We start from the raw sequence: 19881 nt of genomic DNA on the forward strand, positions 1-19881 counted from the left end.
ACCCAGCGGACGCGGCATGGAGTCAAAGCGCTGTGACTCTGTAGTTTTGCCTCACAGCACGAGCCAGCCGGGCGCTGGATCGCCAGATCCGGCAAAGTCCTGCACAAGGCTTGGCACACAAGGCGTTGCGCAGAGCAAACTACGATCATCAAGGCTGTTTAAAAACTAAACTGGACGGTATAGTCTACATCCATGACCCCTCGTTCCCCCCGTGCTGCCCGGCGATCGGACTGCGACCGCCGCATCCACGCTGCCGTGCAGACCTTACTTGCCGAGCGCGGAATGCGACTGAGCATGGACGCGGTGGCCGAGCGCGCGGGATGTTCCAAGCAGACGCTCTACAGTTATTACGGATGTAAAGAAAACCTGCTGCGCGACGTGCTGCAGGACCATGTGCACTTGGCCACGGTCCCGCTGGGCGCCGCCTCGGGCGACCTGCGCGACGATCTGTTGGCGTTTGCGCTGGCGCATCTTGACCGTCTCAACAGCCCGGATGTGTTACAGACCTGCCGTTTGGTGGAGGCCGAGTCGCACCGGTTCCCCGATCAATCACAGCAGATCTTCCACGAGGGCGTGGTCGGCATGCAGCAGCGCCTGGCGCATCGCTTCGAGCAGGCGATGACCGCCGGGCGGCTGCGCCATGACGATCCGCACTTCATGGCCGAGCTGTTGCTGAGCATGATCGTGGGGCTGGATTTCGATCGCCAACGCTTCCAGGTTCCCCATCGCGCCGGCCTTGCCGCCAGGCAGCAGTGGGCGCAGTTCGCCGTCGACACCTTTTTGCGGGCGTTTGCCGCGGCCAGCGCCGCGCCCGCGCTGGCCCCGCTCCCCCTTCTCACGTCAAGACCCTAACGGAGTTCCTCCTGATGATTGCCCCGCTCCGCACCTTCGGCCTGGCCCTGGCCATCACCGTGGCGCTTTCTGCCTGCAGCAAGCCCGAACAACAGCAGGCGCCGCCGCCGCCGGAAGTGTCGGTGTTGGAAATGAAGCCGCAGACACTGCCGCTGGAGCGCAACCTGGTGGGCCGCCTGTCGGCGTTCCGCTCGGCCGACGTGCGCGCCCGCGTCGACGGCGTGGTGCTCAAGCGCCTGTACACCGAAGGCACCGACGTCAAGGAAGGCCAGCCACTGTTCCAGATCGACCCGGAACCGCTGAAGGCCACGCTGCTGCAGGCCCAGGGCCAGCTGGCCGCCGCCGAGGCCACCTATGCCAACGCGCAGATCGCCGCCAAGCGTGCGCGCAGCCTGGCGCCGCAGCAATACGTGTCACGCGCCGACATCGACAGCGCCGAAGCCACCGAGCGCTCTTCTGGCGCCAGCGTGCAGCAGGCGCGCGGTGCGGTCCAGGCCGCCAGGATCCAGCTCAGCTTCGCCAGCGTCACCTCGCCGATCACCGGTCGCGCCGGGATCCAGCGCGTCACCGAGGGCGCGCTGGTCGGTGCCGGTGAGGCCACCCTGCTGACCACCGTGGACCAGATCGACCCGCTGTACGTGAACTTCGCGATGAGCAGCGAGGAGTTGGCCGCGCTGCGTCAGGCGCAGAGCAGCGGCAACGTGCAGCTCAGCGGCGACGGCAAGTCCACCATCAACGTGGAACTGGGCAACGGCACGCAGTACCCGCACCCCGGTACGCTGGACGTGTCGGCGGTGACGGTGGACCCGGGCACCGGCGCGGTGTCGCTGCGCGCCACCCTGCCCAACCCCGAGCTGGCGTTGCTGCCGGGCGCGTTCGTGACCTTCAAGGCCAGCCTGGGGCAGCGCAACAATGCCTATCTGGTGCCGCAGCAGGCGCTGCAGCGCGATGCAACCGGCGCCTATGCGCTGGTGCTGGGCAAGGACGGCAAGGTGGTGCGCAAGAACCTCACCGTGGATGGCCAGCAGAAGGGCCAGTGGATCGTGACCGGCGGTGTGGCACCGGGCGACCAGGTCATCGTCGACGGCGTGCAGAAGGCCAAGGAAGGTCAGCCGGCCAAGGGCGTGCCGTGGGATCCGAACAAGCCGGCCGCCGGTGCGCAGCCCGGTGCCCCGGGTGCGGCACCGGCCGCCGGCCAGGCCGGCAAGGCGGAGGGCGCACCCGCGGCCGATCCCGCCGATGCCGCTGCCCCAGCCACTCAGACCCAGCCCAAGCAGGACGCGGCCGCGCAGCCGGCCGACTCCCAGTCCAAGCAGCAGTGACGGAACCCGGACATGCCTAAGTTTTTTATCGAACACCCGGTCTTTGCGTGGGTGGTGGCGATCCTGATCTCGCTTGCGGGCGTGATCTCGATCCTGAATCTGGGTATCGAGTCGTACCCGACGATCGCCCCGCCGCAGGTCACCGTCACCGCCAACTTCCCCGGCGCCAGCGCCGACACTGCCGAAAAGGCGGTGACCCAGGTCATCGAACAGCAGCTCACCGGCATCGACCACCTGCTGTACTTCAACTCGTCCTCGGCCGCCAACGGCCGCGTCACCATCACGCTGACCTTCGAAACCGGCACCGACGCGGATATCGCGCAGGTGCAGGTGCAGAACAAAGTGTCGTTGGCCACGCCGCGCCTGCCCTCGGAAGTGACCCAGCAAGGTGTGGTGGTGGCCAAGGCCAACGCCGGCTTCCTGATGGTTGCGGCGCTGCGCTCGGACAACCCATCGATCGACCGCGATGCGCTCAACGACATCGTCGGTTCGCGCGTGCTCGAACAGATCTCGCGCGTTCCCGGCGTCGGCAGTACCAACCAGTTCGGCGCCGAGTACGCCATGAACATCTGGTTGAACCCGGAGAAGCTGCAGGGCTACAACCTGTCGGCCACCCAGGTGCTGACCGCCGTGCGCAACCAGAACGTGCAGTTCGCTGCCGGTTCGGTCGGCGCCGACCCCACGCCTGAGGGCATCAGCTTCACCGCCACGGTGTCGGCGGAAGGCCGCTTCAGCTCGCCCGAGCAGTTCGAAAACATCATCCTGCGTACCGACAACAATGGCGCCACCGTGCGTTTGAAGGACGTCGCGCGCGTCACCGTGGGCCCGAGCAACTACGGCTTCGACACCCAGTACAACGGCAAGCCCACCGGTGCCTTCGGCATCCAGTTGCTGCCGGGTGCCAACGCACTGAACGTGTCAGAGGCCGTGGGCGCCAAGCTCGACGAGCTGCAGCCCACCTTCCCGCAGGGCGTGACCTGGTTTGCGCCGTACGAGTCCACCACGTTCGTGCGCATCTCCATCGAGGAAGTGGTGCACACGCTGGCAGAAGCCATCGTGCTGGTGTTCCTGGTGATGCTGCTGTTCCTGCAGAACTTCCGCGCCACGGTCATCCCGACCCTGGTGATTCCGGTGGCGCTGCTGGGCACGTTCTTCGGCATGTACGCCATCGGCTTCACCATCAACCAGCTGACGCTGTTTGCGATGGTGCTGGCGATCGGCATCGTGGTGGACGATGCGATCGTAGTGATCGAGAACGTCGAACGCATCATGAGCGAGGAGCACCTGGAGCCGAAGGCGGCCACGCAGAAGGCGATGACCCAGATCACCGGCGCGGTGGTGGCCATCACCGTGGTGCTGGCGGCGGTGTTCATCCCGTCCTCGCTACAGCCCGGCGCCTCCGGTGCGATCTACAAGCAGTTCGCGCTGACCATCGCCATGTCGATGGGCTTCTCCGCGTTCCTGGCGCTGACCTTTACGCCGGCGTTGTGCGCCAGCTTCCTCAAGGCCACCCATTCGGACAAGAAGAACTGGGTCTATCGCACCTTCGACAAGTACTACGACAAGCTGGCACATCGCTATGTCGGCGTGGTGGGTCATACGCTGAAGCGCTCGCCGCCGTGGATGATCGTGTTCGTGGTGCTGGTGGTGCTGTGCGGCTTCCTGTTCACCCGCATGCCGGGCAGCTTCCTGCCCGAAGAAGACCAGGGCTTTGCGGTGGCGATCGTGCAGCTGCCGCCGGGTGCCACCAAGATCCGCACCAATGAAGCGTTTGCGCAGATGCGCGCGGTGCTGGAAAAGCAGCCGGCCGTGGAAGGCATGCTGCAGATCGCCGGCTTCAGCTTCCTGGGCTCGGGCGAAAATGTCGGCATGGGCTTCATCCGGCTCAAGCCATGGGACGAGCGCGACGTTACTGCCGATCAGTTGATCCAGCAGCTCAACGGTGCCTTCTACGGCATCAAGGGTGCGCAGATCTTCGTGGTCAACCTGCCCACCGTGCAGGGTCTGGGCCAGTTCGGCGGCTTCGACATGTGGCTGCAGGACCGCTCCGGTGCAGGCCAGGAGGCATTGACCCAGGCGCGCAACATTGTGCTGAGCAAGGCGGCGCAGAAAGCCGACACCCTGGTGGGCGTGCGCCCGAACGGCCTGGAAAACTCGCCGCAGCTGCAGTTGCATGTGGACCGCGTGCAGGCGCAGTCGATGGGTCTGGAAGTCAGCGACATCTATAGCTTGATCCAGCTGATGCTGGCGCCGGTGTACGTCAACGACTATTTCGCCGAAGGCCGCATCAAGCGCGTCAACATCCGTGCCGACGACCAGTTCCGCACCGGCCCCGAATCGCTGCGCAACTTCTTCAGCCCCAGCAGCACCGCCACCGACGCGGATGGCCAGCCCGGCATGATTCCGCTGAGCAATGTGGTCAAGGCCGAATGGACCTACGCCTCGCCGGCGCTGAACCGCTACAACGGCTACTCGGCGGTCAACATCGTCGGTAATCCGGCGCCCGGCGGCAGCTCCGGCCAGGCGATGAACGCGATGGAAGAGATCGTCAACAACGATCTGCCACCGGGCTTCGGTTTCGACTGGAGCGGCATGTCCTACCAGGAAATCATCGCCGGCAACGCGGCCACACTGCTGCTTGCACTGTCGGTGGTGGTGGTGTTCCTGTGCCTGGCTGCACTCTACGAGAGCTGGTCGATTCCGGTGGCGGTGCTGATGGTGGTGCCGATCGGCGTGCTGGGCGCGATCATCTTCTCGATGCTGCGCGGCCTGCCGAACGATCTGTACTTCAAGATCGGCATGATCACCGTGATCGGTCTGGCGGCGAAGAACGCGATCCTGATCGTGGAATTTGCGGTGGAGCAGCGGGCAGCGGGCAAGACCCTGCGCGAGGCGACACTGGAAGCGGCGCACCTGCGCTTTCGCCCGATCCTGATGACCTCGTTCGCGTTCATCCTGGGCGTGTTGCCGCTGGCCATCTCCACCGGTGCCGGCGCCAACTCGCGTCACTCCATCGGCACCGGCGTGATCGGCGGCATGGTGTTCGCCACCGTGCTCGGCGTGATCTTCATCCCGCTGTTCTTCGTGGTGGTGCGCCGCATGCTGGGCGACAAGCTGGACGAGCAGTCCAAGGAATATCTGGTCGCACAAAACGACTCGGGCTCGCACCGTCCGGATCGCTGATCCGGATACGGCGCAGAACGAAAAGCCCCGGCAGTGCCGGGGCTTTTTTTTGGCTGCGCTGCAGTCATGTCTCGTAGGAGCGCACCCGGGCGCGACGGGCTGCACCGGTAACGCCCGTCGCGCCCGGGTGCGCTCCTACGGAGTTGCGGGGATTGGTGACATGGCGTGCTTCGACAGGACCCGCACGGCGCGATCCGCGACAACCGCCACGCCGTCGTAGATACCGTCTTGCCCCTCATGTGGCAAGGGCCTTCTGCGGGTCAAACGCGGTGCCGGATTTGAGCACGCCGTAGGCCAGATGCAGCAGCTTGCGCATGGCGGCACAGACGATCTGCTTGCCGTGCTTGCCGCGGGCATGCAGACGCTGTTTGAGCGCGGTAACCACCGGGTTATGCCGCATGGCCACCAGGGCTGGCATGTACAGTCCGGCGCGCAGCCGCGCCGAGCCGGTGCGGGAGATGCAGACCTTGCCCTGATACCTGCCCGATTCGTGCAGGCGCGGGTTCAGGCCGGCAAAGGCCGTCACCGCAGCCGCGTCGGTGAAGCGGTTTATCGGACCCAACTCGGCCAGCAGCAGGGCGGTGCTGATGTCACCGATGCCGTCGATGCTGGTCAGCAGCGTACGCTGCTGGCGCAGGTCCGGATCCTGGTCGATGTGGTCGTCGATGGCCTGCTGGATCTCGGTGATGCGGGCATGCAGATGGTCGATCAGGCCCTGGATCGAGGGCTGTACATCCGCCTGCGCAACCTCCAGCCGGTTGCGTTCCATCTGCAGCATCTGCAGCAGGTCATCGCGGCGGCGCACCAGCGCCTTGAGCGTCTTCAGGGCCGGCGGATCGGGGGGCCAGGCACGCAGTTGGTCACGATGGCGCAGGCCGTAGCTGGCGATCAGCTTCGCGTCGCTGCGGTCGGTCTTGACCCGCTGCAACTGGCTGCGCGCGTACAGCGCCACCTGCGCTGGATTGAGTACGCACACCCGGTAGCCGTGCGCGTACAGGCTTGTGCGTCGCTGCAGTGAGTGGCTGTACCGACCGCCAGGCGCAGCGTCAGCCGCAGGCAAGCGCGCAGGCGCAGGCGCAGGCCAAGGAAACTCAGGCCGATGCGCTCGCCAAGCAATACGATGAAGCGGTCAAGGCGCAGAACTGGACATGGCGCGTGCGCACGGTGCGGCCCCGATAACGCCCGTCGCGCCCGGGTGCGCTCCTACGAGAGTGCGGTGGGCGGCCGGGTTGCAGTGATCGGTGCGATGGCCCGAACAATCACCCGACGTGCCGCCTCCGGTTCGCCGGCATCGCGCAGGTCTGCAACGCGCGGTAGACGGCTATCTTTGTAGGAGCGCCCCGGGCGAGAACGCATGACCGTCAAACCCACCGCACCCGACAGTCTCGCGCCGTCGACCCTACACACTCGCGACGCGTGCGCCGGTAGAACCACGCACCACGCAACGCCCGGTCATGACCATGCGGCGAATCGGCAGCTGCGGATTGCCCAGGCGTTCCAGCAGCAGCGACATCGCTGCGCGCCCCATGTCTTCCACCGGCTGTTCTACCACGGTGATGCCGGGTTCGACCAGGTCGGTCCAGCGTTCGTTGTCGAAGCCGGCCAGCGCCAGGTCCTGCGGCAGGCGCAGGCCGGCGGTACGTGCGGCCTTCAGCGCGCCCATCAGCAGCAGGCTGTTACTGGTGACGATGGCTTCCGGGCGGTCGTCACTGGCCAGCCAATGGGCTAGCTCGGCGATCGCCGCTTCGGCAGTCGGCGCCACTTCGCGGTAGTCCGGTGACAGGCTCTGCGCACGCATCGCCGCCAGGTAGCCGTCGCGGCGCTCGGCCGCGGTGGTGCTGGTGCTGCCGAACAGCCCGCCGATGCGCCGATAGCCCTGGCCCTGCAGATGCGCCACCAGTTCGGCCATCGCCGCCGCGTTGTCCAGCACCACGCTGTCGTAGCGGCTGCCGGGGCCGGCACGGTCCACCAGTACGGTGGGGTAATCCAGCGACAGCTCATGCATGCGCCCCACGGTCACGCGGGTCGGCGCGAAGATCAGCCCGGTGATGCGCTCTTCCTGCATCAGCTCCAGGTAGAGCGCCTCGCGCTTGGGATCTTCATCGGTATTGCACAGGGTCACGCGCATACCGGCCTTGTAGGCGACCTCTTCCACGGCCCGGATCAGGGCGGTGAAGTACGGGTTGCGGATGTCGGCCACGATCACCCCGAGGATGCCGGACTGCTGCGAGCGCAGCCGTCGCGCCATCAGATTGGGCCGATAACCGGTCTGGCGCACCGCTGCTTCCACCTTGGCGCGCACCTGCTCGCTCACCGGGCCGCTGCCCAGCGCCCGCGACACCGTGGACTTGGACACCCCGGCCACCCGGGCCACGTCGTTGATGCTGATACTCACTGGGACCGTTCCCGCTCCATATGCCGCACCTGAACCCAGGCGCCTCGTGACCCCGATCCTAACCTGAAAGCATTACTTGGTTTTGTGCACCGCACATTGACCTGGAGTGTGGGAACGTTCCCACTATACTTCCCAGCCCGATCCCACCCGGAGCCCGCCTTGTCCTCTCCGCCGCTTGCCCCCGTGACCCCCGAGCTTGTCCGCCTGCGAGCGCACGCCCGCGACAAGGACGACGCCATCGCCCAGGCGGCGCAGCTGCTGGTTGCCGCCGGCTGCGTGGCGCCGGGCTACGACGCCAGCATGCGGCGCCGCGAAGGCCTGGCGAACACCTTCCTTGGCCACGGCCTGGCGATCCCGCATGGCGTGGGCGAAGACCGCCATCTGGTGCGCCGCGACGGCATTGCGGTGCTGCAGCTGCCCGAAGGCGTGGAATGGAACCCCGGCCAGACCACCCGGCTGGTGGTGGGCATCGCTGCGCAGTCCGACACCCATATCACCCTGCTGCGCCGGCTGACCCGGCTGATCCAGGACCCTGCGCAGCTGGAGGCGTTGTTCGCCACCGACGACCCCGGCGTGATCGTGGCCGCCCTCACCGGCGACCGCGCCCCGGACACCAGTGCCGCACCGGCCACCGACCTGGCCGAACGCTTCGAGTGGACCATCGCCTACCCCAGCGGCCTGCATGCGCGCCCGGCCACCCGCTGGGCTGAAACCGCGCGTGGCTTCGGCGCCCGCGCCCAGGTCCGCGCCGGCGACCAGGCCGCCGATGCCAAGAGCCTGGTCGGCCTGCTGCAGCTGGGCCTGCGTGCGGGCGACAGCATCACCGTCTCGGCCGAAGGCGGCGATGCCGCGGCCCTGCTCACGCGCCTGCGTGCGGTGATGGACAGCCTCACCGCACAGGAAAAGGCCGACGCCGAACGCGCCGCACAACGCCGCGCCGCGCCAGTCATCGGCTGGACCCCGCCGCAGGCGCAGCCAGCCATTGTCGGCATCGGCGCCAGCCCGGGCGTGGCGATCGGCATCGTGCACCGGCTGCGCGCGGCGCAGACCGAGGTGGCCGATCAACCGGTTGGCCTGGGCGATGGCGGCGCGCTGCTGCACGACGCACTGACCCGCACCCGCCAGCAGCTGGCGGCGATCCAGGACGATACCCAGCGCCGTCTCGGTGCCTCGGATGCGGCTATCTTCAAGGCCCAGGCAGAACTGCTCAACGACACCGACCTGATCACCCGCACCTGCCAGCTGATGGTCGAAGGCCATGGCGTGGCGTGGTCGTGGCACCAGGCGGTGGAACAGATTGCCTCCGGCCTGGCCGCGTTGGGCAACCCGGTGCTGGCCGGCCGCGCTGCCGACCTGCGCGATGTCGGCCGCCGCGTACTGGCGCAGCTGGACCCGGCCGCGGCTGGCGCCGGCCTCACCGACCTGCCCGACCAACCCTGCATCCTGCTGGCCGGCGACCTGTCGCCGTCGGACACCGCCAACCTGGACACCGCGCGCGTGCTTGGCCTGGCCACCGCGCAGGGCGGCCCGACCTCGCACACCGCGATCCTGTCGCGCACGCTCGGCCTGCCGGCGCTGGTCGCGGCCGGCGGCCAGTTGCTGGATATCGAGGACGGCGTCACCGCCATCATCGACGGCAGCAGCGGCCGCCTGTACATCAACCCGTCCGAGCTGGATCTGGACGCCGCGCGCACGCATATCGCCGAACAGCAGGCGATCCGCGAGCGCGAAGCCGCGCAGCGCGCCTTGCCTGCCGAAACCACCGACGGTCACCACATCGACATCGGCGCCAACGTCAATCTGCCCGACCAGGTGGCGATGGCGCTGACCCAGGGTGCCGAAGGCGTGGGTCTGATGCGCACCGAGTTCCTGTTCCTGGAAAGCGGCAGCACGCCCAGCGAAGACGAGCAGTACCAGACCTACCTGGCGATGGCGCAGGCACTGGATGGCCGCCCGCTGATCGTGCGGGCGCTGGATATCGGCGGCGACAAGCAGGTGGCGCACCTGGAACTGCCGGACGAAGAAAACCCGTTCCTCGGCGTGCGCGGCGCGCGTCTGCTGCTGCGTCGCCCCGACCTGCTGGAGCCGCAACTGCGTGCGCTGTACCGCGCCGCCAGGGACGGTGCGCGGCTGTCGATCATGTTCCCGATGATCACCTCGGTGCCGGAGCTGATCGCGCTGCGCCACATCTGCGCGCGCATCCGCGCCGAGCTGGACGCGCCCGAAGTGCCGATCGGCATCATGATCGAAGTGCCGGCCGCCGCCGCGCAGGCCGACGTGCTGGCGCGCCACGCGGACTTCTTCTCCATCGGCACCAACGATCTCACCCAGTACGTGCTGGCGATCGATCGCCAGAACCCCGAACTGGCCGCCGAGGCCGACAGCCTGCATCCAGCGGTACTGCGCATGATCCGCAGCACGATCGAAGGTGCGCGCAAGCACGGCCGCTGGGTCGGCGTGTGCGGCGGCCTGGCCGGCGATCCGTTCGGCGCCAGCCTGCTGGCCGGCCTGGGCGTGCAGGAACTGTCGATGACGCCCAACGATATCCCGGCGGTGAAGGCACGTCTGCGTGGCACTGCGCTCAGCACGCTGCAGCAATTGGCAGAGCAGGCGTTGAACTGCGAAACCGCCGAGCAAGTGCGCGCACTCGAAGCGCAGCGCGAGGACAAGGCATGAGCCTGCAGGCCATCACCGTCACGCTGAACCCGGCGATCGACCAGACCATCCAGCTCGACAGCCTGCAGCCCGGCGCCGTGCATCGCGCCAGCAGCGTGCGCAACGATGCCGGCGGCAAGGGCATCAACGTGGCCGCGTGCCTGGCCGATTGGGGCAGCGATGTCGCCGCGCTCGGCGTGCTCGGCGGCGGCAATGCCGGCGTGTTCGAAGCGCTGTTCCGCGAGCGCGGCATCGTCGACCACTGCCAGCGCGTGGCCGGCGAAACCCGTACCAATCTCAAGCTGGTGGAAGCGCGCAGCAACGACACCACCGACATCAATCTACCCGGCCTGCGCTTGGGCCCGCCGCATCTGCAAAGCGTGGCCGATCACCTTGCCCCGCTGCTGCGCCCCGGCTTGCCGGTGGTGCTGTCGGGCAGCATGCCGGCCGGGCTACCGGACGACAGCTGGGCGCAATTGCAGGCCCAGGCCAGCGCCGCTGGTGCGCGCGTGCTGCTGGACACCAGCGGCATGCCGCTGGTGGCTGCGCTGGGCGCCGCGCGCGATGCACTGCCGTACGCGGTGAAACCGAATCGACACGAGCTCGAAGCCTGGACCGGCCGGCCGTTGCACGATCGCGCCGCACTGAGCGCCGCCGCGCACGAACTGATCGCGCGCGGCATCCAGCTGGTGGTCATTTCGATGGGCACCGACGGCGCCCTGTTCGTACGGCGCGACCAGCGCTTGATCGCCCGCCCGCCGCGGCTGGCCCAGGGCAGCAGCGTGGGCGCAGGCGATGCGATGGTGGCCGGTCTGGCCGCCGCCTCGCTCGATGCCGCGACCACGCTGGAGCAGTGCGCACGGCTGGCCACGGCGTTTTCGATGTGCCGGCTGGAAAGCGGCGACGCGCGCCGGATTACACCAGAGGGCGTGCGCCGCGCCGCAACCGACGTCGTGATCGAAATGCTGTCATGAGCCGCCATTCGCCACTCCCGATGCGTGCACCCAGGTGGCCGTCGGGCTGGCAGTTGCAGACCGCGGCAGATCGCGCGTCACCGCCACGCATAACGCTTGAAATTCCCCCCGCCGACAACACCGGCGACCGCAACACAGCAGGAGTTTTGCCATGTCCTCTTCCATCGTGGTCATCGCCGCTGGCGAACGCAGCACCGAAGCCGTTCTGGCGGCCGAAGCGCTGCGCCGCGCGGCCACCGCCGCCGGGCGCAGCGTAACGATCGAAATCCGCAGCGACCAGGGCGTGCTCGGCGCATTGCCGGGCGAACTCGCCAGCGGCGCGTCCCAGGTGCTGGTGGTGGGCGACACCGATGCCGACACCGCACGCTTCGGCGAGGCACAGCTGGTGCGCCTGAGCCTGGGCGCGGTACTGGACGACCCGGCCGCCGCGCTGAGCCAGCTCGCCGCACCTGCCGACGCGGGCGTATCGTCTGGCGCAGGCGGCGCAAGCAGCAAACGCATCGTCGCGATCACCTCCTGCCCCACCGGCATCGCGCACACCTTCATGGCCGCCGAAGGCCTGCAGCAGGCCGCCAGGAAACTCGGCTACCAGATGCGGGTGGAAACCCAGGGCTCGGTGGGCGCGCAGGACGCACTCACCGACGATGAAATCCGCGCGGCCGATGTCGTTGTCATCGCCGCCGACCGCGAAGTGGACCTGGCCCGCTTCGGCGGCAAGCGCGTGTTCAAGAGCGGCACCAAGCCGGCCATCAACGACGGCCCGGCGCTGATCAACAAGGCCCTGGCCGAGGCGAGCGTGCAGGGCGGCGCAACGCCAGTTGCCGGCACCGCTGCCAGCACCACCGCGAGCAAGGGCAACACCCGCACCGGCGCTTACAAGCACCTGATGACCGGCGTCTCTTTCATGCTGCCGTTCGTCACTGCCGGTGGCCTGCTGATCGCGCTGGCATTTGCGCTGGGCGGCATCTATGCCGGCGACGACGCGCACCAAGGCACGTTGGCCTGGTCGCTGTTCCAGATCGGCGCCAAGGCCGGCTTTACCTTGATGGTGCCCGCGCTGGCCGGCTACATCGCCTACTCCATCGCAGACCGCCCCGGCATCGCGCCCGGCATGATCGGCGGGCTGGTCGCCGCCAACCTCAACGCCGGTTTTCTCGGCGGGATCATTGCCGGCTTCATCGCCGGCTACGGCGTGGCCGCGCTCAACCGCTACATCAAACTGCCGCGCACGCTGGAAGGGCTCAAGCCGGTGCTGATCCTGCCGGTGCTGGGCACCCTGCTGGTGGGCCTTGCGATGATGTACGTGTTCGGGCAACCGGTGGCCGACCTGCTGGCCTGGCTCACCGCCTGGCTGCGCGGCATGCAGGGCAGCAGCGCATTGCTGCTGGGCCTGTTGCTCGGCGGCATGATGGCCTTCGACATGGGCGGGCCGGTCAACAAGGCCGCCTACGCGTTCTCCACCGGCCTGATCGCCAGCCAGGTCTACACCCCGATGGCCGCCGCCATGGTGGCAGGCATGACCCCGCCGCTGGGCATCGCGCTGGCGACCTGGGTGTTCCGCAATCGCTTCACCGTGGAAGAACGCGGCACGGCCACCGCAGCCGGCGTGCTCGGGCTGGCCTTCGTCACCGAAGGGGCGATCCCGTATGCCGCGCGCGACCCGCTGCGCACCATTCCGGCATTAGTGATCGGCTCGGCCGTGGCCGGCGCGATCTCGATGTCGGTCGGCGCCGAACTGAAGGCCCCGCATGGCGGCATCTTCGTGCTGCTGATCCCCAATGCCGTGACCCACCTGGCGATGTATGTGCTGGCCTTGCTGGCCGGCGTGGTGGTCACCGCCATCGCCCTGCGCGTGCTCAAGAAACCGGTGGCCGACGTCGTCGCCTGAGCCACCCCGCGGCGGCAGACATCTGCCGCCGCATCCGACGCGCCGGACGCCCATCGCTCCTGATCGCTGTTACCGCCGCGCTGCGCAGTGATCGCGCGCCGCCAGCGGCCTGCCCACCCTTCGCTGTTGCGTCCGCCACCTCGGCCGCGCCCTCTTTGTTCGGAGTTCTGCCATGTCCGCCCTGCTCTCCCACCGCGCTTCCCATCGTCTGCTGTGCCTGTCGCTTGCCATGGCGCTGGCCCCACTCGCCCAGGCGCAAGACGCCGCCGATGCCTTCAAACTCAAGCTGGGTTACACCGGCGAAGCCGCCTCGATGATCGACGGTGGTCGCAAGAGCGGCGACGCCTACGCCGGCCAGCTGATGGTGGGCACCGACGTGGACATGGACCGCCTGTTCGGCTGGAACGGCGCCACCGTCAAGCTCTATGTCACCAACCGCCACGGCACCAACCTGGCCAACAGCAGCATCGGCAACAGCACCTCGGTGCAGGAAATCTACGGCGGCCAGGGCACGCGCCTGGCCAACTTCACCCTGCTGCAAAAACTCTTCAACGACCGCCTGGAACTGGAAGCCGGCCGCAGCGTGGCCAACATCCACTTCCTCGGCTCGGACCTGTGCCAGTACTTCCAGGGCAACTCCGCCTGCGGCAACCCCACCTTCGTGTTCCGCACCAGTAACTTCACCTACTGGCCGGTCTCCAGCTGGGCCGCACACGCCACCGCCTGGGTCACACCCAAGGTCTATGTGCATGTGGGCGCGTATGAAGTGAACCCGGTGCAGGCCCAGGACGGCCAGCACGGTTTGAAGTGGAGCACCGACGACACCACCGGCGTGGTGGTGCCCTACGCCATCGGCTACAAGAACAAGGGCGGCGACGGCACGCTGGCGGCAATGTACGAACTCGGCGGCTGGCAGGACAACTCCGACTACACCGACCCGCTGCGCGACCGCAACGGCGACCCCGCCGTCCTCAGCGGCCTGGGCTACGACAACAAGCAGGGCCGCTCGGGCCTGTTCGGCCGCTTCGAACAGCAGGTCACCAACCCCGACCCCTCCGGCACCCGCGGCCTGACCGTATTCGCCGCTATGCTCAAGAGCACCAGCGGCCAGGCGATCGAAGACCACTTCGTGCAACTAGGCCTGGTGCAGAAAGGCACCTTCGCCAGCCGCCCGCAGGACAATATTGCGTTTGTGATCACCCAGCAGAAGTACAGCGACGAAGCGATCGAAAACCTGCGCCTGGCGCGCGCCTCCGCCGGCGGCACCGGCACCCCCGCCGACAACCAGATCATGATGGAGCTGAGCTACGGCATCCAGGTCACCAAGCGCCTACGCATCGCCCCGAACCTGCACTACGTGATCAACCCCGACCAGTTCAACGAACCGACCCGCACCAACGATCTGAAGAACGCGCTGATTGCGGGCATGCGGATCGATTGGAATCTGTGACCCCTAGAGAAGCTGCGCGCGTTGCGCGCATGCTTGGCGGGCACCACTGCCTGAAGTGAGTGGTGGGTGCGTTGCATCTGACTGCAGTGCAACGCATTGCGTCGACTCGGCTGGCCTGGGCATTTGCCGGTAGCCAACGAAGTTCGATGAGCCGCTTAGGCGCGCGACCGCACGCGATGAGGTGTTATCGGCCGCCCATGTCGCGCGCAAGCCAGTCACTGTAATGACGACGTCGCATCATTGCGAATCTGATGTCGCGCGCAGATTGATCGCTCTGTATTGCCTTTGGTTGCCGTAACGCGGCCCATTCTTCTCCAAGGTGGCACAGAGCCGGCCTTCGCCACAGGGAGCCACGTCGGCACGCGCTCCGGGTAGTCGATGGACGCTCGAAGCTGTGCGAGTTCGGTTCGCTTTTCGTTGATGATTCCAACCGAGTAGGCCACCGCCCCCAGCCCTAGCACGCCCGCCACGAGCATCGTGGCGGATGCGATCCACGTGCGCCGCGTGCTCCGCGTTTCCAAGGACTGCTGGGCCTGCGCATAACGTCGAGTGGCTTGCTGCAATGTCTCATCCGCAGTGGCCATTTCTTTGTTGAACCGCTTGGCGGCCGGCTCCAGCGTCTGCGTCAACGCCTGATTGGTCAGCTGCGTCAGCCGCGGCAGTGCGTTTTCCAAGACCCGATTGACCTTGGCATCGGCGCTGCTGGCCGCGTGCTGGACTACCCGAAGTTGCTCGGCGACCACTTCGCGCAGCCATTGTTCGCGCTGCTGCATGGATGCCACCAGCGTCGTCAGCACTTTGACCGTCTCTTGCAACGAGGTGTTCGATGCATTCAACGTGGCCATCATTTCCGCCATCGCGGCGGCGTCTTGCCTGTCCATGAGGTTTCCTGAGCTCGGCTGGTCACGGAAGCGATTTTGACTAACCGCCGCCCCCTCCACCACCACCGCCGTCTCCACCCCCACCGCCGTCCCCTTGGGGACCGCTCTGCATCGGCCCCTTGGCGAACTCTGGCAAGGTCAGCACCATCACCGGCCCACGGCTGGTGTTGATCTCCGCTGAGACATCCATCCCCAGCGCCTGACGTGTGGCGGCAAGCTCCTGGGCCTCCTGCTGGGCCTGTGCCTCCAGGAACTCGTTGCCTTTTTCGATCAGCGCCTGCGTCGCTGCGCTGTTGGCCACTCGATTCAGAGCCTGCTCGATCGCCAGTTCCTTCTTGCTCTCGAGCGCGTAGAGCACTTCGTCCACGTCCGGGTCGCCCGTGATGGATTTCCGCTCAGCTTTCGACGCGTCGTTTGGCGCATTCCCTTCCCCTGCACCAGCAAAGCGCTGAACTGGAGATGGGAAGGCATCGGCTTGCGCGGCCGCTTCACTAGGCGAGCGGTGACTTGGTGGGTGCGCGCTGAATGCATCCATGCTTCCACCCTCCTGGTCTAGCGCCCTCTTTTGAGCGAAGGGATAAGGTTCTCCGCGCTCGCGATACTCCTTAGGGCAACGCTGATCAAGTAGTCGCAACGGCCAGCGAACTGGCCGATCCGGCTCATGACGCACTTGGATCTACGATCAGCCGTCCTTCCATGCCCGTTTCCGGGCGCTGCGGGCCGCTTTTGCGGCCCCGCAGGCGCAACTATCCCGCCAAACGCACCCGCGCCAGGTACAGGTTCGCCAGGCCCAGGGCCACGAAGCAGCGGTTCGCGTTCTTGTCCAGCCCGCGATAACGCACCTTGGCAAAGCCCCACAGCCGCTTCACCACCGCGAACACGTGCTCGACACGGGCACGGATCTTCGACTTGTTGCGGTTCCGCTGGCGCTGCACCTCATTCACTTCGCCACGCTTGCGAACCCGCTGGTTGGTGAAGTCCCGGGCGTGCGGTGCATGCGTGCCGATCAGCGCCTTCTGGCTGGCGTAGGCGCTGTCTCCATAGACCCGGCGTTCCTCCCCGTGCAGCAGGTCTCCCAGCAGGTGCTTGTCATGCACATTGGCCGCCGTCACCGCCGCGCTATGCACCAGGCCGTTACGACTATCCACGCCGATGTGCAGCTTCATCCCGAAGTACCACTGCTGCCCCTTGCGGGTCTGATGCATGTCCGGATCGCGGGCCTTGTCCGCATTCTTCGTCGAACTGGGCGCGCCGATGATAGTCGCATCCACGATGGTGCCCGTGCCCACCTTCAGGCCACGTGCTTCCAATTCCCGGTTCACTTGCAAGAACAGCTCCGCCCCCAGCTCGTGCGTCTCCAGAAGGCGACGAAACTTCAGCAGTGTCGTCGCGTCCGGAACCCGCTCGCGGCCCAGGTCGATCCCCACGAACCGCCGCAGCGCCGTGCTGTCCAGTAGCGCTTCCTCGCAGGCCTCATCGGCCAGATTGAACCAGTGCTGCACCAAATACATCCGCAGCATCCGTTCCAGGCCGACCGGCGGCCGGCCATTGCCTGCCTTCGGATAGTACGGCTCGATCACCGCGCACAGTGCCGACCACGGCACGATCTGCTCCATCGTCGACAGGAACACATCCCGGCGCGTCGGCCGACGATGCTGCTCGAATCCACTGCCCTGATCGGCCGCCATCGCCAATGTCTGCTGTTTCATCGGTCGTTCCGATTTGAAGGAAGGGGCATATTTTCTCCGATAGGGACCGACTTGATCAGCGTTGCCTTANCCTGATCGGCCGCCATCGCCAATGTCTGCTGTTTCATCGGTCGTTCCGATTTGAAGGAAGGGGCATATTTTCTCCGATAGGGACCGACTTGATCAGCGTTGCCTTAGACGGTGGCGCCGCAGAGCGGTGACGCATGACCTCTGCTCCCCAGCACGACCAGACCATCACTGGGCCAAGCATGCCACAACCGAAGTCACGTGGCTTGCCAAGGGAGCGTTGCCGCGCAGAGCAACCGAAGCCAAAGGCACTGAGCGCAGCGCAGCGGTAACGCTACAAGGCGAGGTAACAAGCAGACCGATCACCGCTGACGCAAAGACCGCGCACCGGAGCCGGCCGGGTACACCACCAAGGCGTTGCCGAAGACAGAAGCCACCAACGATGCCAAGCGCTACCGCCTAACACCTGAGTTAAGCCGCGCCGCGAAGCGGCGTCGGCTTGGACGAATAGTTAGGCGCCACTCGGAAGACCCCCAACTCCAGTTGATTGGAGCAGGCGTTCGCCATCTTCTGGCGCCAGTGATCGAGCAATATCTACAACGCGCAGGCGAAAAAGCCTGCTGAACTCGCCCAAGACCCAGTGGTAAGCGATCGTGTGGCAGTGCATGTCATCGTCAGTGACCTGAATGTCATAGTAGTTCTTGGGATGGGTCAAGCGGTTGCGCGCCTCCTTTGCGAGAAGAAAGTCCGCGAAATTCTCGCCCCCGGTTGCGAGCTTGAATTCAGTGAGGCCCCAGACCTTAGCTGCGAGGCGGAACGTTCTCTTGAGGTTGGCGTCAAGCGGTAACAGCTTGTCGGAACGTCGGTCACCAACCAAGTGCAGCGCGCCAAGCGTCTCTTGTTCTTTTTCGGTCAGTTCCGGATTAAAGAGTCCCGTCCTGATGTTTGAGCGGATCTCGACTTTGATCGTTTCCACGCAGGCTTCTATGAACGAGAAGACCGCCCGCACCACAGAACGCCGCAGGTATTGCGATTGCCGGTCATTCCCTAGTGCCTCATAGGCGCGCCCAACATCTGCCTGAAGTTCTTCGAGAAGATCGTGAGTTCGAATGAACCCCTCGCCTTTGTCGATCCTCGGAAAGCTGGGCATGGCGCCTAACGCCTGAATTAAGCCGACCCGCGAAGCGGGTTCGGCTTGAATGAGTTGTTAGGCGGCACCCGGCTATTGCCGAAGCACGCCGCTAACTTTGCCGTGCTCCGTGCTGCCGAACAGGCCATAAGAGACATGAGACCCCTTGAAGTTTGAGCCAGAAACATTGCCTATGAGAACAGTGTAGGCATCGCACAGCTCGGTGGATAGCAGGATCTCGAGCTTGCCAGATTGGTACTGATAAGCCGGCCGGGATACCTGCCCCCGCGGCGCAGAGAGCGGCTGTGCCTGGAACCAGTTGCCGGAAATGCAGGTGTCGGCGGGTGTGTCCGTGAGAGCAAAGCTAAACGATTGCGTCTGGCTCTTGTCGGTGACTACAAGATCCCAGATACCCGTCACCGCGTTTGGCGCAGACGCTTGTGTAGGGCTTATCCGGCCAAAAGACGCGCAGCCAGCCATGAAAAGGATTGAAAGAGTAGCCGCTGCGAGAACTCTCATTTCCACCCAACACTGGAATTAAGCCGACCCGCAAAGCGGGTTCGGCTTGAATGAATTGTTAGGTAGCGTACTGTGGTGATGCACTGCCTACACCTTGAAGATCAAATCTTGGAAGTCTTGAAGCGCGTATGGGCCGCTGCGACAATGTCTCCTTGGCGGTAACTTGCGAGGGAACGATCCAATGTTGCCGAAAGGCCGCGTTTCTGGTCAGCGCCAGGAAAATCTGTCTCAACGAGCGAGATGGCCTGCCTGAGCTCATCAAAGGCGCGGTCGAGGCTCATCTACTGGTCGGAAGGAAGATAGTCCCGCTTAGGGAATTGATCTGGTGCGCACAAGACAACGTATCCGATGAAATCGTAGAGGCCATCAATGCTTTGGATGCGACGTGCTGTCATTAGCTGCCTAAAGGATGGTCTGATCAACGCAGCCGGAAAACGAAACACGCCACATCCGCCGCGCTGAGGGCGCTCAAACCCCCGGTTTTTTGCCGTTTTCGGCACGTTTTCGGGGTATTGCNTCCGCGTCGCCGAAGGTCAGTTGCATCGTCATCGTCCTGGTGCCTCTGTGCGATTGTCGCAGGATCAGGGGGAGTTGTTCAGAGTTTCCCTAGAGCCTGCGCACCGAGCAGGCGTATATCAGCTGGATACGGCGCTTCGTCTTGGCCAGCGGCAAGCGCCATCCGGCGCAGATGGCCCAGGCGGAGGTCGAGGCGTTCCTCACCCGCTCGGCGATCCAGGCGCAGGTGTCTGCGGCACACAGAACCAGGCGTTGGCGGCGCTGTTGTTTCTCTCCCGCAGTATTGCGTATCGATCGGCATCACGTGTCCGACGCAATCACTAGTGTTCAAGATCTTGAGTCGTGGCGTCACAGTGCATAACCGTGCAGTCACTACGTCCAACGTCAGAAACGAAAAAACCG

The 19881-nt window shown here is 65.8% G+C and carries 13 protein-coding genes and 4 pseudogenes; 9 read left to right on the forward strand and 8 right to left on the reverse strand.

What is annotated here, in order from left to right; all coding sequences use genetic code 11:
- The first annotated feature begins 192 nt into the window (after positions 1-192).
- The 3 genes from XCSCFBP4642_RS0113240 to XCSCFBP4642_RS0113250 are packed head-to-tail and all read left to right on the forward strand — an operon-like array spanning position 193 to position 5357.
- Complete coding sequence (locus XCSCFBP4642_RS0113240) at positions 193-852, forward strand: TetR/AcrR family transcriptional regulator (RefSeq protein ID WP_029220215.1); 660 nt, start codon at positions 193-195, stop codon at positions 850-852.
- A 14-nt stretch (positions 853-866) separates the two neighbouring features.
- Complete coding sequence (locus XCSCFBP4642_RS0113245; protein ID WP_029220216.1) at positions 867-2174, forward strand: efflux RND transporter periplasmic adaptor subunit; 1308 nt, start codon at positions 867-869, stop codon at positions 2172-2174.
- Positions 2175-2186: 12 nt separating this feature from the next.
- Positions 2187-5357, forward strand: a complete 3171-nt coding sequence (locus tag XCSCFBP4642_RS0113250; RefSeq protein WP_029220217.1) for a multidrug efflux RND transporter permease subunit — start codon at positions 2187-2189, stop codon at positions 5355-5357.
- 235 nt (positions 5358-5592) lie between these two features.
- Here XCSCFBP4642_RS0113250 and XCSCFBP4642_RS0113255 read toward each other — a convergent pair whose 3' ends face one another.
- Positions 5593-6333 carry an IS110 family RNA-guided transposase gene (locus XCSCFBP4642_RS0113255; RefSeq protein ID WP_029220218.1) on the reverse strand — a complete coding sequence of 247 codons (741 nt, stop codon included), beginning with the start codon at positions 6331-6333 and terminating at the stop codon, positions 5593-5595.
- 23 nt (positions 6334-6356) lie between these two features.
- On the opposite strand from XCSCFBP4642_RS0113255, the pseudogene XCSCFBP4642_RS29445 reads away from it, so the two are divergent.
- Positions 6357-6571: pseudogene (locus XCSCFBP4642_RS29445) on the forward strand (hypothetical protein); the annotation flags it as partial.
- A gap of 185 nt (positions 6572-6756) precedes the next feature.
- Here XCSCFBP4642_RS29445 and XCSCFBP4642_RS0113265 read toward each other — a convergent pair.
- Complete coding sequence (locus tag XCSCFBP4642_RS0113265; RefSeq protein ID WP_029220219.1) at positions 6757-7752, reverse strand: LacI family DNA-binding transcriptional regulator; 996 nt, start codon at positions 7750-7752, stop codon at positions 6757-6759.
- A gap of 159 nt (positions 7753-7911) precedes the next feature.
- On the opposite strand from XCSCFBP4642_RS0113265, the gene ptsP reads away from it, so the two are divergent.
- The 4 genes from ptsP to XCSCFBP4642_RS0113285 all read left to right on the forward strand — a co-directional run bounded on the left by ptsP (position 7912) and on the right by XCSCFBP4642_RS0113285 (position 14719).
- On the forward strand, positions 7912-10428 hold the full coding sequence (gene ptsP, locus XCSCFBP4642_RS0113270) for a phosphoenolpyruvate--protein phosphotransferase (protein WP_029220220.1): 2517 nt from the start codon (positions 7912-7914) through the stop codon (positions 10426-10428).
- Entirely contained in the window at positions 10425-11381 is a 957-nt protein-coding gene (pfkB, locus tag XCSCFBP4642_RS0113275) for a 1-phosphofructokinase (RefSeq protein ID WP_029220221.1), read from the forward strand. Before ptsP ends, pfkB begins: the two co-directional genes overlap by 4 nt.
- Before the next feature lie 151 nt (positions 11382-11532).
- Positions 11533-13269, forward strand: a complete 1737-nt coding sequence (locus tag XCSCFBP4642_RS0113280) for a PTS fructose transporter subunit IIC (protein WP_029220222.1) — start codon at positions 11533-11535, stop codon at positions 13267-13269.
- A gap of 172 nt (positions 13270-13441) precedes the next feature.
- Positions 13442-14719 carry a carbohydrate porin gene (locus XCSCFBP4642_RS0113285; protein WP_029220223.1) on the forward strand — a complete coding sequence of 426 codons (1278 nt, stop codon included), beginning with the start codon at positions 13442-13444 and terminating at the stop codon, positions 14717-14719.
- Positions 14720-14956: 237 nt separating this feature from the next.
- Here XCSCFBP4642_RS0113285 and XCSCFBP4642_RS24795 read toward each other — a convergent pair.
- From XCSCFBP4642_RS24795 to XCSCFBP4642_RS0113315, 6 genes and pseudogenes are all read right to left on the reverse strand, one after another.
- Positions 14957-15600: pseudogene (locus tag XCSCFBP4642_RS24795) on the reverse strand (hypothetical protein).
- Between the two features lie 40 nt (positions 15601-15640).
- Positions 15641-16207: pseudogene (locus XCSCFBP4642_RS0113295) on the reverse strand (hypothetical protein); the annotation flags it as partial.
- A gap of 139 nt (positions 16208-16346) precedes the next feature.
- Positions 16347-17309, reverse strand: a complete 963-nt coding sequence (locus XCSCFBP4642_RS0113300) for an IS5 family transposase (RefSeq protein ID WP_029218204.1) — start codon at positions 17307-17309, stop codon at positions 16347-16349.
- Between the two features lie 517 nt (positions 17310-17826).
- Complete coding sequence (locus XCSCFBP4642_RS0113305; RefSeq protein WP_029220224.1) at positions 17827-18465, reverse strand: hypothetical protein; 639 nt, start codon at positions 18463-18465, stop codon at positions 17827-17829.
- A gap of 72 nt (positions 18466-18537) precedes the next feature.
- Positions 18538-18864 (reverse strand): hypothetical protein, encoded by a 327-nt coding sequence (locus XCSCFBP4642_RS0113310; protein WP_152527267.1) that lies wholly within the window; start codon positions 18862-18864, stop codon positions 18538-18540.
- A gap of 200 nt (positions 18865-19064) precedes the next feature.
- Complete coding sequence (locus tag XCSCFBP4642_RS0113315) at positions 19065-19244, reverse strand: hypothetical protein (RefSeq protein WP_029220226.1); 180 nt, start codon at positions 19242-19244, stop codon at positions 19065-19067.
- 332 nt (positions 19245-19576) lie between these two features.
- Here XCSCFBP4642_RS0113315 and XCSCFBP4642_RS27110 point away from each other — a divergent pair.
- Positions 19577-19840, forward strand: a pseudogene (locus XCSCFBP4642_RS27110) (phage integrase N-terminal SAM-like domain-containing protein).
- Positions 19841-19881 lie beyond the last annotated feature (41 nt).

It is taken from the genome of Xanthomonas cassavae CFBP 4642 (genome assembly GCF_000454545.1).
GTDB lineage: Bacteria > Pseudomonadota > Gammaproteobacteria > Xanthomonadales > Xanthomonadaceae > Xanthomonas > Xanthomonas cassavae.

Coding starts and splice junctions, on each gene's coding strand:
- XCSCFBP4642_RS0113280 (WP_029220222.1), top strand. CDS start 11,533: ATGTCCTCTTCCATCGTGGTCATCGCCGCTGGCGAACGCAGCACCGAA.
- pfkB (WP_029220221.1), top strand. CDS start 10,425: ATGAGCCTGCAGGCCATCACCGTCACGCTGAACCCGGCGATCGACCAG.
- XCSCFBP4642_RS0113285 (WP_029220223.1), top strand. CDS start 13,442: ATGTCCGCCCTGCTCTCCCACCGCGCTTCCCATCGTCTGCTGTGCCTG.
- XCSCFBP4642_RS0113300 (WP_029218204.1), bottom strand. CDS start 17,309: ATGAAACAGCAGACATTGGCGATGGCGGCCGATCAGGGCAGTGGATTC.
- XCSCFBP4642_RS0113250 (WP_029220217.1), top strand. CDS start 2,187: ATGCCTAAGTTTTTTATCGAACACCCGGTCTTTGCGTGGGTGGTGGCG.
- XCSCFBP4642_RS0113315 (WP_029220226.1), bottom strand. CDS start 19,244: ATGAGCCTCGACCGCGCCTTTGATGAGCTCAGGCAGGCCATCTCGCTC.
- XCSCFBP4642_RS0113245 (WP_029220216.1), top strand. CDS start 867: ATGATTGCCCCGCTCCGCACCTTCGGCCTGGCCCTGGCCATCACCGTG.
- XCSCFBP4642_RS0113240 (WP_029220215.1), top strand. CDS start 193: ATGACCCCTCGTTCCCCCCGTGCTGCCCGGCGATCGGACTGCGACCGC.
- XCSCFBP4642_RS0113305 (WP_029220224.1), bottom strand. CDS start 18,465: ATGCCCAGCTTTCCGAGGATCGACAAAGGCGAGGGGTTCATTCGAACT.